The organism is Erwinia sp. (assembly GCF_031978025.1).
Taxonomy (GTDB): Bacteria; Pseudomonadota; Gammaproteobacteria; order Enterobacterales; family Enterobacteriaceae; genus Erwinia.
Map to the genome: position 1 here is coordinate 222 of NZ_DALZCD010000084.1, position 15034 is coordinate 15255.

Sequence of the window (15034 nt, forward strand, 5' to 3'; positions counted from 1 at the left end):
AAAGCGAAAAGTTATCCTATTCAGCTGTCCGGCGGTGAGCAGCAGCGTGTCGGTATTGCCCGCGCGGTGGTTAACAAGCCCGCCGTGCTGCTGGCAGATGAGCCTACCGGTAACCTGGATGACGCGCTGTCCGAGGATATTCTGCGTTTGTTTGAAGAATTTAACCGCGTGGGTGTCACCGTGCTGATGGCTACTCACGACCGGGCGCTGATCGCCCGCCGCAACTATCGTCTGATGACGCTGGATCAGGGTCGTTTGCACGGAGGCAACTATGGCGAATAAGCGTAACCCGCGCCCGGCCGCGCCAAAAGCCGCAAAGCAGCCTTCCAAAAGCAAAGCGCTGAAGGGCGGCTGGCAGGAACAGTGGCGTTATGCGCTGCGCGGCACGCTGTCCGACATGTGGCGTCAGCCGCTGGCAACGCTGCTGACGGTGATGGTGATTGCCATCTCTCTGACGCTGCCAAGCGTGTGCTTTATGGTCTGGAAAAACGTTAGCAGCGCGGCGCAACAGTGGTATCCGGCTCCGCAGCTGACGGTTTATCTGAGCAAGACGCTGGACGACGACGCGGCGGAAAACGTGGTGGCACAGCTGAAAAAAGAAGACGGCGTAGAGAAGGTTAACTACCTGTCGCGTGAAGAAGCGATGGGCGAATTCCGCAACTGGTCGGGCTTTGGCGGCGCGATGGATATGCTGGAACAGAATCCGCTACCGGCCGTGGTTATCATTACGCCGCAAATTAATTTTCAAAACTCGGACACCATGAACAACCTGCGCGATCGAGTAGCGAAAGTGCAGGGCGTGGATGAGGTCAAAATGGATGACAGCTGGTTTGCCCGGCTGGCGGCACTGGCTGGGCTGGTGGGTCAGGTGGCAACTATGATCGGCATCCTGATGATCGTCGCGGTTTTCCTTGTCATAGGCAACAGCGTACGGCTCAGCATTTTTGCCCGTCGCGATACAATTAACGTGCAAAAGCTTATTGGCGCGACCGACGGCTTTATCCTGCGACCGTTTTTGTACGGGGGCGCGCTGTTGGGCTTTTTTGGCGCGCTGTTGTCGTTAGCCCTCTCCGAAGTGCTGGTCTTCCGCCTGGAGTCGGTCGTTACCCAGGTTGCCGCCGTGTTTGGGACCACCTTCAGCCTGCACGGGTTGGCCTGGGATGAAAGCCTGCTGCTGCTGCTGATTTCGGCCATGATCGGTTGGGTTGCCGCCTGGCTGGCGACAGTACAACATTTACGTCGATTTACGCCGCAGTAACCTCTTCTCATTTTTTTTGATATACTATTCCTCTGTTGCATGAGCATCGTGCCGCAGAGGAAGTCCTCCTCGTAAAATTTTTTCCGGCCTGCTCCCCTTCCCGAGAAATGTGTGTATATTACGCACAGCTGACAGTGAACTTGTGGATAACTTTGTAGTCGAAGTAGCACAGATTGCTCTCCTTTCTCGCTATCGTTCACGTAGTCTTGTGAACCGCTCAGGGAAAGTGCGGCAATATTGCTTAATACAGAGAGGGTTTGAATGACCAAAGAAATGCAAACTTTAGCTATTGCTCCTTTAGGCAACCTGGATTCTTACATCCGGGCGGCTAATGCCTGGCCTGTGCTGACGGCAGAAGAGGAAAAAGCGCTGGCTGAACGGCTGCATTACCAGGGCGATCTGGAAGCAGCCAAGAAGCTGATCCTGTCTCACCTGCGCTTTGTTGTTCATGTCGCTCGTAACTATTCCGGCTATGGGCTGCCGCAGGCGGATCTTATCCAGGAAGGCAACATCGGCCTGATGAAAGCGGTACGCCGCTTCAACCCGGAAGTGGGCGTGCGGCTGGTGTCGTTTGCGGTGCACTGGATCAAGGCTGAAATCCACGAATACGTGCTGCGTAACTGGCGCATCGTTAAAGTGGCCACCACCAAAGCGCAGCGCAAGCTGTTCTTCAACCTGCGTAAAGCCAAACAGCGTTTGGGCTGGTTCAACCAGGATGAAGTGGAAATGGTCGCGCGTGAACTGGGTGTCACCAGCAAAGACGTGCTTGAAATGGAATCGCGTATGGCGGCGCAGGATATGACCTTTGATCCGACGCCGGAAGACGAAGGCGAAGGCCGTTCAATGGCGCCGATGCTCTATCTGCAGGATAAATCTTCCGACTTTGCCGACGGCATTGAAGAAGACAACTGGGATAACCATGCCGCAGATAAGCTGAGTGATGCTATGCAGGGTCTGGACGAACGCAGCCAGGATATCATCCGTGCCCGCTGGCTGGACGATGACAACAAAACCACGCTGCAGGAGCTGGCCGATAAATATGGCGTTTCTGCCGAGCGTGTGCGTCAGCTCGAAAAGAATGCAATGAAAAAACTGCGCGTCGCGATTGAAGCGTAATTCGTAGCGGTAAAAAAAGGCGACCTCCGGGTCGCCTTTTTTGTTTACGCTCTTTGCCTGCGGGTGGCAGTCTCCCTGCCAAAGCCCAAAGCTGTACCTTGTGTCAGACCTGTCAGGGGCGCTGCCAGACCCAGCCATCCCCCAGCGCGATAAACCCTTGCTCAGGCATAAAGGCAGAAAGCGCTTCGTTACCGTTATTCGCCATCCACCAGCACGTTACGGCAGCGTTTTGCGCCAGCACTTCTTCCAGCAGGTAGCTGCCCACGCCACGCCTTCTGGTGACTTCCCGCACCATAAAATCCGCCAGCTCGCCCCGGGTTTCCTTCAGCGTAACGTTTACCGCCGCCAGCAGCCGGTCATTAAATTTTGCCGCATAAAGCCGATGCTGCTCGTCCAGTCGGGTTTCCAGTTCGGTCGGATCGCTGTCCGGCCAGATTTTACGCAGATCCAAAAGATCCTGAGTGCTTAAGCATTGCAGTCTGAGAATGGTCAGTTTCATAACGGTTACCGTGCCGACGTGAGAGGCAGATTGTAGCGAAAACAGAGGCAAAGGGGCGCGTAACTTTTTTTGTATAAAAACAAAGCAATCTGTCAGGGTGGCGTTTAAAGTTAAAGAGAAACGCTGAGTTAGTGCGTTGAATGCAGAATAACCCGCTGGCTGGGTGGCGAAAAGTCCCGCGTTTGTACCCGTCATTTATGCTAAAGCTGGCGGTGATAGCCCATGATGTCAGTTGATTTACAGAAGAAAACTCCTGTTTAATAACCTGAAATTTATAGCCTTATTAATAAAAACCTCTGTATCCCGCGCTAACCCTTTCTTCTTATGGTGTTTGTCGACGGGAACAGGATAAAAAACAGCAAACACAAGATGGGGTAGTCAGGATGAAAATGAAAGGTAGCGCGTTTTTAGCAGGCTGTATGGCACTGGCGTTCAGTCACGCTGCCACCCCAGAAGATATTAAAGTGGCCATTGTTGGCGCTATGTCTGGCCCGGTTGCGCAGTATGGCGATATGGAATTCACCGGCGCGAAACAGGCCATTGCTGATATCAATGCCAAAGGTGGCGTGAACGGTAATAAGCTGGTCGGCGTACAGTATGACGACGCCTGCGATCCAAAACAGGCGGTCGCGGTCGCTAACAAAGTGATTAACGACGGTATTCACTACGTTATCGGCCACCTTTGCTCTTCTTCTACCCAGCCCGCGTCAGATATCTATGAGGATGAGGGCGTGCTGATGATTACCCCGGCGGCCACCAACGCCGACCTGACCACCCGCGGCTATAAAATGATTATGCGTACTACTGGCCTGGATTCCGATCAAGGCCCAACCGCCGCGAAATATATTCTTGACCAGGTCAAACCGCAGCGTATCGCCGTTATTCACGATAAGCAGCAATATGGTGAAGGACTGGCGCGCTCCGTGCAGGCGAGCCTGAAAAAGGCGGGCGGCAACGTGGTGATGTTTGAAGGCGTGACCGCAGGGGATAAAGACTTCTCCACGCTGGTGGCGCGCCTGAAAAAAGAGAATGTCGATTTTGTCTATTTTGGTGGCTACTACCCGGAAATGGGCCAGATCCTGCGCCAGTCACGCGCGGCCGGCCTGCAAACCTGCTTTATGGGGCCGGAAGGGGTGGGCAATGCTTCGCTCTCTAATATCGCTGGTGCCGCTTCCGAAGGCATGCTGGTTACGCTGCCAAAACGCTACGACCAGGTGCCGGCCAACAAACCGATAGTTGACGCGCTGAAAGCGAAAAAGCTTGATTCAACCGGCCCGTTCGTCTGGACAACCTACGCCGCGCTGCAGGCTTTAACCACCGGCATGGAACGCAGTAAAAGCGCCGAACCGGCAGAAATTGCTAAGAACCTGAAAGAGGGCGCGCCGGTGCCAACGGTGATGGGCGATCTGAGCTGGGACGCCAAAGGCGATCTGAAAGGCTTTGAGTTCGGTATCTTCACCTGGCACGCCGACGGCTCTTCTACCGCAGTCAAATAATAGCGAGCGTCATTGATTGACGCCCGCGCAACGCTTCACGGGCTGCCCGCATCATTGCTTGCAGAGTCTGAAGGAATGGAATTATCGGGGCGAGCTGGCGGCCCCGATAACGGGCCGCTTCCTGCCCGTGTTGTTAAGGCATTTCTCTTTCCGCCTGGGCGGATAGCAGTAAGGTATTCTTTATGTCCGAGCAGTTTCTCTATTTCCTGCAGCAAATGTTCAACGGCGTCACGTTGGGCAGCACCTATGCGCTGATCGCCATCGGCTACACCATGGTGTACGGCATCATTGGCATGATCAACTTCGCGCACGGCGAGGTGTATATGATCGGTAGCTACGTCTCTTTTATCGTGATCGCTGCGCTAATGATGATGGGCATTGATGCCAGCTGGCTGCTGATAGGGGCCGGTTTTCTGGTGGCCATCGTCATTGCCAGCGCCTATGGCTGGAGCATTGAACGCGTGGCCTACAAACCCGTACGCTCCTCCAAACGACTGATCGCGCTGATTTCCGCCATTGGTATGTCTATTTTTCTGCAAAACTATGTCAGCCTGACTCAGGGTTCTCGCGATCTGGCCCTGCCGGGCCTGGTTAGCGGACAGTGGACGTTAGGCGTCAGCAATGGTTTTGCCGCCACCATCTCCACCATGCAGGTCGTCATCTGGGGAGTCACGTTTGTTGCCATGTTGGCCCTGACTTTATTTATCCGTTACTCGCGGATGGGTCGCGCCTGTCGTGCCTGTGCCGAAGATCTGAAGATGGCCAGCCTGCTGGGTATCAACACGGACCGAGTGATCTCGCTAACGTTTGTGATCGGCGCGGCCATGGCGGCGGTAGCAGGAGTCTTACTGGGCCAGTTTTACGGCGTCATCAATCCTTACATTGGTTTTATGGCTGGTATGAAAGCGTTCACGGCGGCCGTGCTGGGCGGCATCGGCAGTATTCCGGGCGCGATGCTGGGGGGCCTGATCCTGGGCATTGCCGAAGCGCTGACTTCTGCCTACCTGAGCACCGAGTATAAAGACGTGGTCTCTTTTGCGCTGCTGATCGTGGTGCTGCTGGTCATGCCAACAGGGATCCTTGGCCGTCCGGAGGTGGAAAAAGTATGAAAAACCTGCTTAACGCCTTCGTTTCCTCGCTGATGCTGCTGGTTCTGGCCGCTTTCTTTATGGGGATGCGCCTTAGCCTGGACGGCACGCATCTGGTTGTCAACAATGCCGGCAGCGTGCGCTGGAACTGGATCGCGCTTGGTTGCGCCGTGGTCTTTTTCTTCCAGCTGCTAAGGCCGGTCTTTCAGCGCGGGCTGAAAAAAATTTCCGCCCCGTCGCTGGTGCTGCCAGGCATCGACGGGTCAACGCCCAGGCAGAAGCTCTTTTTGCTGCTGCTGGTCGTCGCGGCTGTGGCCTGGCCTTTTATGGTTTCTCGCGGGACGGTCGATATCGCCACGCTGACCCTGATCTACGTGATGCTGGGCCTTGGCCTGAACGTCGTGGTCGGGCTTTCCGGGCTGCTGGTGTTAGGCTACGGCGGCTTTTACGCTATTGGCGCTTATACCTTCGCACTGCTTAATCACTATTTCGGTCTGGGCTTCTGGGAGTGCCTGCCGCTGGCGGGCATGGTAGCCGCGCTGTTCGGGCTGCTGCTGGGCTTTCCGGTGCTACGGTTACGGGGTGACTATCTGGCTATCGTTACGCTGGGGTTCGGCGAAATAGTGCGTATCCTGCTGCTGAACAACACGGACATCACCGGCGGGCCAAACGGTATCAGCCAGATCCCGAAACCGTCATTTTTCGGCCTGGAGTTTAACCGTAGCGTGCGCGACGGTGGCTGGGATACCTTTCACCACTTCTTTAACCTGAAATACGATCCCAGCGATCGCGTTATCTTTCTCTACATGGTTGCGCTGCTGCTGGTGGTGCTGACGCTGTTTGTGATCAACCGACTGCTGAGAATGCCGCTGGGTCGAGCCTGGGAAGCGCTGCGTGAAGATGAAATCGCCTGCCGCTCGCTGGGCCTCAGCCCGACGCGTATCAAGCTGACCGCGTTTACCATCAGTGCGGCCTTCGCCGGTTTTGCCGGTAGCCTGTTCGCGGCGCGACAGGGTTTCGTCAGCCCCGAATCCTTTACTTTCGCCGAGTCGGCCTTTGTGCTCGCTATTGTGGTATTAGGCGGGATGGGATCGCAGTTTGCCGTGATCCTTGCCGCCGTACTGCTGGTGGTCTCGCGCGAGCTGATGCGTGATCTGAACGAATACAGCATGTTAGTGCTGGGCGGCCTGATGGTGCTGATGATGATCTGGCGACCGCAAGGCCTGCTGCCGATGCAGCGCCCGCATCTGACGTTAAAAAGCGTGGAAAAAGGAGAGCAGCCATGAAGCCTTTATTAGCCGTCAACGGCCTGATGATGCGCTTTGGCGGCCTGCTCGCGGTCAACAATGTTGATCTGGAACTCAGAGAGCAGGAAATCGTCTCGCTGATTGGCCCTAACGGTGCGGGAAAAACCACGGTCTTCAACTGCCTGACCGGGTTTTACCGTCCGTCGGGCGGCAGCATCAAACTGGGCGAGCGTCAGCTGGCGGGCCTGGCAGGGCAGGAGATCGCACGGATGGGTATCGTGCGTACTTTCCAGCACGTCCGCCTTTTCCGTGAAATGACGGTGATCGAAAATCTTCTGGTAGCGCAGCATCAGCATTTAAAAAGCGGCGTATTTGCCGGGCTGCTGAAAACGCCGGGTTTTCGTAAAGCGGAAAGCGAAGCGCTGGACAGAGCGGCCAGCTGGCTGGACCGTGTGGGCCTGCTGACGCTGGCTAACCGTCAGGCGGGCAATCTGGCCTATGGCCAACAGCGCCGTCTGGAAATCGCCCGCTGTATGGTCACGCGTCCGGAAATCCTGATGTTGGATGAGCCGGCGGCAGGCCTGAACCCGAAAGAAACGCTGGAGCTGGACGAGCTGATCGCCGAGCTGCGAAACGAACATAAGGTGTCGGTACTGTTGATTGAACACGATATGAAACTGGTAATGGGCATTTCCGACCGCATTTACGTGGTCAATCAGGGCACGCCGCTGGCAAACGGCACGCCGGATGAGATCCGTAACAACCCTGACGTGATTCGCGCCTATTTGGGAGAAGCCTAAAATGGCCATGCTTTCTCTGGAAAATGTCAGCGCGCACTACGGTAAAATTCAGGCGCTGCACGGCGTCAGCCTGCATATTAATCAGGGTGAGATCGTCACGCTGATTGGGGCTAACGGCGCGGGAAAAACCACGATTCTGGGAACGCTTTGCGGTGAGCCGCGCGCCACTCAGGGACGGGTAGTTTTTGACGGCAAGGAGATTACCGACTGGCAAACGGCGCGTATTATGCGTGAGGCCATTGCCATCGTGCCGGAAGGGCGACGGGTTTTTGCCCGCATGACGGTAGATGAAAACCTGGCAATGGGCGGTTTTTTTGCTGACCGCCAGCAGTATCAGGGCCGCATCAGGCGTGTTTATGAGCTTTTCCCCCGGCTTTATGAACGACGCGTACAGCGTGCAGGCACGATGTCAGGCGGCGAGCAACAGATGCTGGCGATTGGCCGTGCATTGATGAGTCAGCCGCGCCTGCTGCTGCTTGATGAGCCGTCGCTGGGTCTGGCGCCTATCATTATTCAGCAGATCTTCGACACTATCGAGCAGCTGCGTCAGGAGGGAATGACCATCTTCCTGGTAGAGCAAAACGCCAACCAGGCGCTAAAGCTGGCCGATCGCGGCTACGTGCTGGAGAACGGTCACGTGGTGCTGGAAGACAGCGGTGCGGCGCTACTGGCTAATGAAGCGGTGCGCAGCGCTTATCTGGGCGGTTAACGTTGCGGGGCCGGTTTACCGGCCCCTTTTCTTTTGTTGTGCTTTTTAACCTGAGCAGCGTCTTTCTTTCCGTATTATTCAAATGCCCTTCGCTCATTCCCCTTCTGTCACCCGTGCGTCATCTGGCTGTCATGTGACTGTTATCTTTCCGTCATTTTTGCATGTCATTTTACCTGCCAAAGCGTTATATGGCGCGGCTTTGCGCGTAATCACACCGGGTACAGGAAACCGATATGCCATTGTTCTCCCGACAGACCACACTTTGCATTGCACTGGGGCTGGCCTTCAGCGGCCGGGCGTTGGCCGCCACCGAAATCCCTTTCTGGCACTCAATGGAGGGCGAGCTGGGCGTAGAGGTTAATTCGCTGGCGCAACGTTTTAACGAATCGCATCCTGATTACAAAATCGTCCCGACCTATAAAGGCAATTACGAGCAAAGCCTGGCGGCGGGTATCGCCGCGGTGCGTGCTGGCAGAGCGCCCGCCCTTCTTCAGGTTTATGAAGTCGGCACGGCCACTATGATGGCTTCACAGGCCATTGTGCCGGTATCTGACGTCTTTAAAAATGCCGGTATTGCCTTTGATGAAAAGCAGTTTGTGCCGACGGTGGCAGGCTATTACAGCGATGCCAAAACCGGCCATCTCATTTCTCAGCCTTTCAACAGCTCCACGCCGGTACTTTATTACAATAAAGACGCCTTCAAAAAAGCGGGACTGGACCCGGAGCAGCCGCCAAAAACCTGGCAGGCGCTGGCTAAGGATGCCGAAGCCCTGCGTAAGGCAGGGATGAGCTGTGGCTACGCCAGCGGCTGGCAGGGCTGGATCCAGATTGAGAACTTCAGCGCCTGGCATGGCCTGCCGGTCGCCACGAAAAACAACGGTTTTGACGGCACCGATGCGGTGCTCGAATTTAACAAGCCGACCCAGGTACGCCATATTCAGCAGCTTGAAGAGATGAACAAAAAAGGTGACTTCACCTATTTTGGTCGTAAAGACGAGTCCACCGCCAAGTTCTATAACGGCGACTGCGGCATCACCACTGCCTCTTCCGGCTCGCTGGCCGATATCCGTCACTATGCCAAATTTAACTATGGTGTTGGCATGATGCCATATGACGAGACGGTGCCGAACGCGCCGCAAAACGCCATTATCGGCGGAGCCAGCCTGTGGGTAATGAAAGGGAAAGATGCAGCGACCTATAAAGGCGTGGCGGCGTTTATGCAGTTCCTGGCGCAGCCGGAAATTGCCGCCGAATGGCATCAGAAAACCGGTTATTTACCGATTACCACGGCGGCCTACGAGCTGACCCGCAAGCAAGGCTTCTATGAGAAAAACCCGGGCGCGGATATTGCCACGCGCCAGATGCTGAACAAGCCGCCGTTGCCGTTTACCAAAGGAATGCGTCTGGGCAATATGCCGCAAATTCGCACTATTGTGGACGAAGAGCTGGAAGGCGTCTGGACCGGCAAAAAAACGCCGCAGGCCGCGCTGGATAATGCGGTTAAGCGCGGAAACCTTCTGCTAAGACGTTTTGAGCAAACCGTTAAGCCATAATCCGTAGCGCTGCCGTGCCCGACCGCCGCACGGCAGCGCGTCATAAAACCTTCGCGCTGCGCCGTTACCGAGTTCCGCTATGTCCTCTTCACGCCCTGTTTTTCGCTCGCGCTGGCTGCCTTACCTGTTAATGCTGCCGCAGCTTTTAATTACGTTAATTTTTTTCCTGTGGCCGGCTGGCGAAGCCTTATGGTATTCCGTGCAGCGGGTCGATCCTTTCGGCCTTTCCAGCACTTTTGTCGGCATGGAAAATTTCACCAGGCTGCTGGATGATGAGTACTACCTGGACTCCTTTGAGACCACGCTGATTTTTAGTGGCCTGGTCACGGTCATCGGCCTGATTGTTTCGCTGTTTTTCGCCGCCCTGACCGATCACGTGCTGCGCCTGAAGCGTTTTTATCAGACGCTGTTTCTGCTGCCTTACGCCGTAGCCCCGGCGGTAGCGGCGGTGCTGTGGATGTTCCTGTTCAGTCCCGGGCAGGGATTAATTACCCATTTTCTGTCGCAGATGGGGTATAGCTGGAATCACGCGCAAAACAGCGCTCAGGCGATGACGCTGGTGGTGCTGGCTTCCGTCTGGCAACAGGTGAGTTATAACTTCCTGTTCTTTTTTGCGGCGCTGCAGTCGATTCCCAAATCGTTGATCGAAGCGGCCGCCATTGACGGGGCCGGGCCGGTACGGCGCTTTTTCCATCTCTCGCTGCCGCTGATTACCCCGGTGGGTTTCTTTCTGGTGGTGGTCAATCTGGTCTATGCCTTCTTTGATACTTTCCCGGTCATTGATGCCGCGACGGGCGGCGGGCCGGTGCAGTCCACCACCACGCTTATCTATAAAATCTACCGTGAAGGCTTTGCCGGTCTGGATCTTTCTTCTTCTTCCGCCCAGTCGGTGGTGCTGATGGTGCTGGTTATTGCACTGACCGTCATTCAGTTCCGCTTTGTTGAGAAAAAGGTGCGCTATCAATGATTGAAAACCGACGCGGGCTGGCGCTTTTCAGTCAGATAATGCTGGGGCTGGGCGCGCTTACCGTCCTGTTTCCGCTCTATGTGGCTTTCGTGGCCGCCACGCTGAACAATAGCGAAGTGTTCCAGGTGCCCATGTCGCTGATCCCCGGCCATTCGCTGTGGCACAACGTGAGCTTTATCTGGCAGCACGGTGTAGGGCAGAACAGCGCGCCTTTTGGCAGGATGCTGTTCAACAGTACCTTAATGGCGCTGGCGATCACCGTAGGAAAAATTTCGGTTTCCATCCTCTCCGCTTTTGCGCTGGTTTGGTTCCGCTTTCCGCTGCGCGGTCTCTTTTTCTGGATGATTTTTATTACGCTGATGCTGCCGGTCGAGGTGCGCATTTTCCCGACCGTGGAAGTGATTTCAACACTGCATATGTTGGACAGCTACAGCGGGCTGACGCTGCCGTTAATGGCTTCCGCAACGGCTACCTTCCTGTTTCGCCAGTTTTTTATGACGCTGCCTGACGAGCTGGTCGAAGCGGCACGCATTGATGGCGCCGGGCCGATGCGCTTCTTCCGGGACATCGTGCTACCGCTGTCAAAAACCAATCTGGCCGCCCTGTTTGTTATCACCTTTATCTACGGCTGGAATCAGTATCTCTGGCCGCTGCTGATTATTAACGACGTTAATTTAGGCACCGCCGTGGCGGGTATTCGCAGCATGATTGGCACCGGGGACGGGACGCCCACGCAATGGAATCTGGTGATGGCGGCGATGCTGCTGACCATGATCCCGCCGGTAGTGATTGTTTTAGTAATGCAGCGCGCTTTCGTTCGCGGGCTGGTAGAGAGCGAGAAATAGCATGGCAGAAGTGAAATTTCAGGCCGTTACCAAAACCTACGACGGGAAAAACCAAATCATTCAGCCGCTTGACGTCGATATTCGCGACGGCGAGTTTATGGTGATGGTCGGCCCGTCCGGCTGCGGCAAATCCACGCTGTTGCGCATGGTGGCCGGGCTGGAGCGGGTAAGCAACGGCGATATCTATATCAACAGAGAACGGGTTACTGAACTGGAGCCGAAAGATCGCAGTATCGCGATGGTCTTTCAGAACTATGCGCTTTACCCTCATATGAGCGTGGAGCAAAACATGGCCTGGGGCCTGAAAATTCGCGGCATGGGGAAAGAGCATATCCGCCAGCGCGTGCTGGAAACAGCGAAAAGCCTGGAGCTGGAAGCCCTGCTGCACCGTCGGCCACGTGAACTTTCCGGTGGCCAGCGACAGCGTGTGGCGATGGGGCGAGCTATCGTCCGTGAACCGGCTGTGTTCCTGTTTGATGAGCCTTTATCGAACCTGGATGCGCGATTGCGGGTACAGATGCGGCTGGAATTACAGCAGTTGCACCGCCGTCTGCAAACCACGAGCCTGTACGTCACGCACGATCAGGTAGAGGCGATGACGCTGGCACAGCGGGTGATGGTGATGAACAAAGGCGTGCTGGAGCAGCTGGGTACGCCGGTAGAAATTTATGAACGGCCGGCCACACGCTTCGTCGCCAGTTTTATCGGTGCGCCCGCAATGAATCTGTTGGAAGGTGAGATTGACCCGAGCGGTACCCGGCTGCTGCTGGGCGACAGCGCCGTGCCGCTGCCACAGGCCAGGCCACAGTGGGCCGGGCGCCAGTTAACGCTGGGGATCCGCCCGGAACATATCAGGCTGGGCGATCGGCAAAAGGGGCTGGCGCTAACGGTAGATACGCTGGAAATGCTGGGAGCGGATAACCTGGCGCACGGTCGCTGGGGCGGCCACAATATGGTAGTGCGCCTGCCGCATATTGAGCGTCCTGCCGTCGGCAGCCTGCTGTGGTTACAGCTACCGGCAGATTCGCTACACTTCTTTGATACTCACAACGGACAACGGCTCGAATGACTGCTAAAGCCTGGCCTTACCCGACCATCGTCGCGCATCGCGGCGGCGGCAAACTGGCCCCGGAAAACACCCTCGCCGGTATCGATACCGGCGCAAGGCTGGGGCATAAAATGATTGAGTTCGACGTCAAGTTATCGCTGGACGGTGAAATCTTTTTGCTGCATGACGATACGCTAGACAGAACCAGCAACGGCTGGGGTATTGCCGGACAGCTGCCCTGGGAAAAGCTCGTCCAGCTGGATGCGGGCGGCTGGTTTGGCAAGGATTTTACCGACGAGCGGCTGCCGCTGCTGGCGCAGGTGGCGCAGCGCTGTGCCTCTTACGGCATGATGGCGAACATTGAGATCAAGCCCACCACCGGTCTGGAGGCGGAAACCGGACGCGTCGTGGCGCTGGCCGCCCGCGATCTCTGGCATAGCCAGACTGCGCCACTGCTCTCTTCGTTTTCTTATGAGGCGCTGGAAGCCGCTATGCAGGCCGCACCGGAGCTGCCGCGCGGCCTGCTGCTGCATGAATGGCGTGACGACTGGCAACAGCTGACGCAGCGGCTGGATTGCGTCTCGGTACACTTCAATCACAAGGTACTGGATGCGGAAAAAGTAGCGGCGCTGAAAGCGGCGGGGCTGCGCATCCTGGTTTATACGGTTAATCAACCCGAAAGGGCAAAAGAGCTGCTGGCGTGGGGCGTTGATGCCCTCTGCACCGATCGTATCGATTTGATAGGCGCGGATTTCGCCTTACGGGCGCAATGCTGCGGGTAGCGATAAAGTTGGAGCGCCTGACGGGGCGCTCCGATGGGCAATAAAGCCGGATCGCCTCACCGGCGTGGTCCGGCTATGGCGAAGCCTTAATTCGTATTCTGCTGCACAGATGGCTGCGTGGTGCTGCCGGGCTGCGTCTGCAACACGCGCTGAGAGGCGCTGTTACGCTGCTCCTGCACTTTCTGCTGTAACTGCTGGCTTTGCTGTTGCTGATCCTGCTGCAATTTCCGCTGCTGCTGGATCTGCTGCGTCTGCATCTGCTGCTGCATTCGCTGCGAGCTGGGGTTATAGCCCGGCTGGTTGGGCTGATTATTATTGACCGTATTTGCCATACCGCTGAATGGCAGCAGTGCGGTACATACCAGTAACCATTTCATTAAACACCTCCCTAAGCTTTCTTCCAAGTGTATGTCATCGGCGCTTTTCTGGCCCGGGCGCCGCTCTGAATTTGCGTGTTTTCTCGCCTTTTTGCTTATTTTGTGCATAGTTAGAGACGGTAAACAAACGTAAATAATATCAATAAGGGGTGAATATGGGGCAGGGCAGAATAACGCTGACAGCATCGCTGATAGCAGGGCTGGTTCTCTGGCAGGGCGCAACGGCAGCACCAACCGCACCGCCAATTTCGTACAGCGTGGACGCCGATACCTTTCATCCAATAAAAGAGCAGCACGGTATGGTTGCCTCAGTAGATGCGCTGGCTACTCAGGCAGGCGTGGACGTGCTGAAACGCGGCGGAAACGCGGTAGATGCAGCGATTGCCGTAGGCTACGCGCTGGCCGTCACGCATCCGCAGGCGGGTAACCTTGGCGGCGGTGGTTTTATGCTAATCCGTACCGCTTCCGGGCACGCTACCACCATTGATTTTCGCGAGATGGCACCGATTAAAGCCAGCCGCGATATGTTCCTGGATGCGCAGGGCAATGCCGACAGTAAAAAGTCGCTGACTTCGCATCTGGCTTCCGGCGTACCCGGCACCGTGGCGGGTTTCGCGCTGGCGAACAAAGAGTACGGCACTCTGCCGCTGGCGCAGCTGATCGCACCGGCGATTGGGCTGGCGGAAAAAGGCATCGTGGTGAACGAAGCGCTGGCCGATGATTTGAAAGTCTACGGCAAGGAAGTCCTGGTGACGCATCCCACCAGTAAAGCGATTTTTTATAAAGCGGACGGACAGCCTTACGCGCGCGGCGAAAAGCTGGTGCAGCATAATCTTGCCCGCAGCCTGCGGCTGATCGCCACTAACGGCCCGGATGCTTTCTATAAGGGAGAAATTGCGGATGAAATCGCTGCGGAAATGGCGGCGAACGGCGGGCTGATTGGCAAAGCGGATCTGGCTAATTACAAAGCTGTCGAGCGTAAACCCATCAGTGGTACCTATCGCGGGTATGAAGTCTTCTCTATGCCACCGCCTTCTTCCGGTGGGATCCATATTGTGGAAATCCTGAATATTCTGGAAAACTTCGACCTGGCAAAAATGGGCTTCGGCAGTGCTGATGCCCTGCAGGTAATGGCCGAGGCGGAAAAACATGCCTACGCCGACCGCTCTGAATATCTTGGCGACCCCGACTTTGTGAAGGTGCCGTGGCAGGCCCTGACCAACAAAGCCTATGCAAAAACGCTGGCACA

At 56.1% G+C, this 15034-nt stretch carries 16 protein-coding genes; 14 read left to right on the forward strand and 2 right to left on the reverse strand.

All coding sequences use genetic code 11. The features are described from left to right. From RTK32_RS08875 to rpoH, 3 genes are all read left to right on the forward strand, one after another. A partial coding sequence (locus RTK32_RS08875; RefSeq protein ID WP_312043136.1) for an ATP-binding cassette domain-containing protein occupies nucleotides 1-282 on the forward strand: 282 nt, incomplete at its 5' end. After that, nucleotides 272-1258 carry a permease-like cell division protein FtsX gene (gene ftsX, locus RTK32_RS08880; protein WP_312043138.1) on the forward strand — a complete coding sequence of 329 codons (987 nt, stop codon included), beginning with the start codon at nucleotides 272-274 and terminating at the stop codon, nucleotides 1256-1258. The genes RTK32_RS08875 and ftsX, both read left to right, overlap by 11 nt. Before the next feature lie 261 nt (nucleotides 1259-1519). Further along, entirely contained in the window at nucleotides 1520-2374 is an 855-nt protein-coding gene (gene rpoH, locus RTK32_RS08885) for an RNA polymerase sigma factor RpoH (RefSeq protein ID WP_125289936.1), read from the forward strand. Between the two features lie 112 nt (nucleotides 2375-2486). Here the strand turns inward: rpoH and panM are convergent, their stop codons facing one another. Further along, on the reverse strand, nucleotides 2487-2873 hold the full coding sequence (panM, locus tag RTK32_RS08890) for an aspartate 1-decarboxylase autocleavage activator PanM (RefSeq protein ID WP_312043141.1): 387 nt from the start codon (nucleotides 2871-2873) through the stop codon (nucleotides 2487-2489). Between the two features lie 383 nt (nucleotides 2874-3256). Between panM and RTK32_RS08895 the strand changes: the two genes are divergently transcribed. From RTK32_RS08895 to ugpQ, 10 genes are all read left to right on the forward strand, one after another. Beyond that, entirely contained in the window at nucleotides 3257-4369 is a 1113-nt protein-coding gene (locus RTK32_RS08895) for a branched-chain amino acid ABC transporter substrate-binding protein (RefSeq protein WP_312043143.1), read from the forward strand. 182 nt (nucleotides 4370-4551) lie between these two features. Further along, nucleotides 4552-5478: a high-affinity branched-chain amino acid ABC transporter permease LivH gene (livH, locus tag RTK32_RS08900; RefSeq protein ID WP_312043145.1), complete on the forward strand. Its 927-nt coding sequence runs from the start codon at nucleotides 4552-4554 to the stop codon at nucleotides 5476-5478. Continuing rightward, entirely contained in the window at nucleotides 5475-6743 is a 1269-nt protein-coding gene (locus RTK32_RS08905; protein ID WP_312043147.1) for a high-affinity branched-chain amino acid ABC transporter permease LivM, read from the forward strand. Before livH ends, RTK32_RS08905 begins: the two co-directional genes overlap by 4 nt. Next, nucleotides 6740-7504 (forward strand): high-affinity branched-chain amino acid ABC transporter ATP-binding protein LivG, encoded by a 765-nt coding sequence (livG, locus tag RTK32_RS08910; RefSeq protein WP_312043148.1) that lies wholly within the window; start codon nucleotides 6740-6742, stop codon nucleotides 7502-7504. Before RTK32_RS08905 ends, livG begins: the two co-directional genes overlap by 4 nt. A 1-nt stretch (nucleotide 7505) precedes the next feature. Continuing rightward, nucleotides 7506-8213, forward strand: coding sequence for a high-affinity branched-chain amino acid ABC transporter ATP-binding protein LivF (livF, locus tag RTK32_RS08915; protein ID WP_312043150.1), 708 nt, complete (start codon nucleotides 7506-7508; stop codon nucleotides 8211-8213). 233 nt (nucleotides 8214-8446) lie between these two features. Further along, the gene (gene ugpB / locus RTK32_RS08920) at nucleotides 8447-9766 is read left to right on the forward strand and encodes a sn-glycerol-3-phosphate ABC transporter substrate-binding protein UgpB (protein ID WP_409451077.1); all 1320 of its coding nucleotides are present in this window, start codon (nucleotides 8447-8449) and stop codon (nucleotides 9764-9766) included. A gap of 79 nt (nucleotides 9767-9845) precedes the next feature. Further along, entirely contained in the window at nucleotides 9846-10733 is an 888-nt protein-coding gene (gene ugpA, locus RTK32_RS08925) for a sn-glycerol-3-phosphate ABC transporter permease UgpA (protein WP_312043152.1), read from the forward strand. Continuing rightward, the gene (gene ugpE, locus RTK32_RS08930; protein WP_312043153.1) at nucleotides 10730-11578 is read left to right on the forward strand and encodes a sn-glycerol-3-phosphate ABC transporter permease UgpE; all 849 of its coding nucleotides are present in this window, start codon (nucleotides 10730-10732) and stop codon (nucleotides 11576-11578) included. The genes ugpA and ugpE overlap by 4 nt, the downstream gene beginning before the upstream one ends. A 1-nt stretch (nucleotide 11579) precedes the next feature. After that, nucleotides 11580-12647: a sn-glycerol-3-phosphate import ATP-binding protein UgpC gene (locus RTK32_RS08935; protein ID WP_312043155.1), complete on the forward strand. Its 1068-nt coding sequence runs from the start codon at nucleotides 11580-11582 to the stop codon at nucleotides 12645-12647. Further along, entirely contained in the window at nucleotides 12644-13408 is a 765-nt protein-coding gene (gene ugpQ / locus RTK32_RS08940) for a glycerophosphodiester phosphodiesterase (RefSeq protein ID WP_312043157.1), read from the forward strand. Before RTK32_RS08935 ends, ugpQ begins: the two co-directional genes overlap by 4 nt. 86 nt (nucleotides 13409-13494) lie before the next feature. On the opposite strand, the gene RTK32_RS08945 is transcribed toward ugpQ, so the two are convergent. Continuing rightward, nucleotides 13495-13785, reverse strand: coding sequence for a DUF2756 domain-containing protein (locus tag RTK32_RS08945; RefSeq protein WP_312043159.1), 291 nt, complete (start codon nucleotides 13783-13785; stop codon nucleotides 13495-13497). Nucleotides 13786-13940: 155 nt separating this feature from the next. On the opposite strand from RTK32_RS08945, the gene ggt reads away from it, so the two are divergent. Next, on the forward strand, nucleotides 13941-15034 hold a 1094-nt coding region (gene ggt / locus RTK32_RS08950), incomplete at its 3' end, for a gamma-glutamyltransferase (RefSeq protein WP_312043161.1).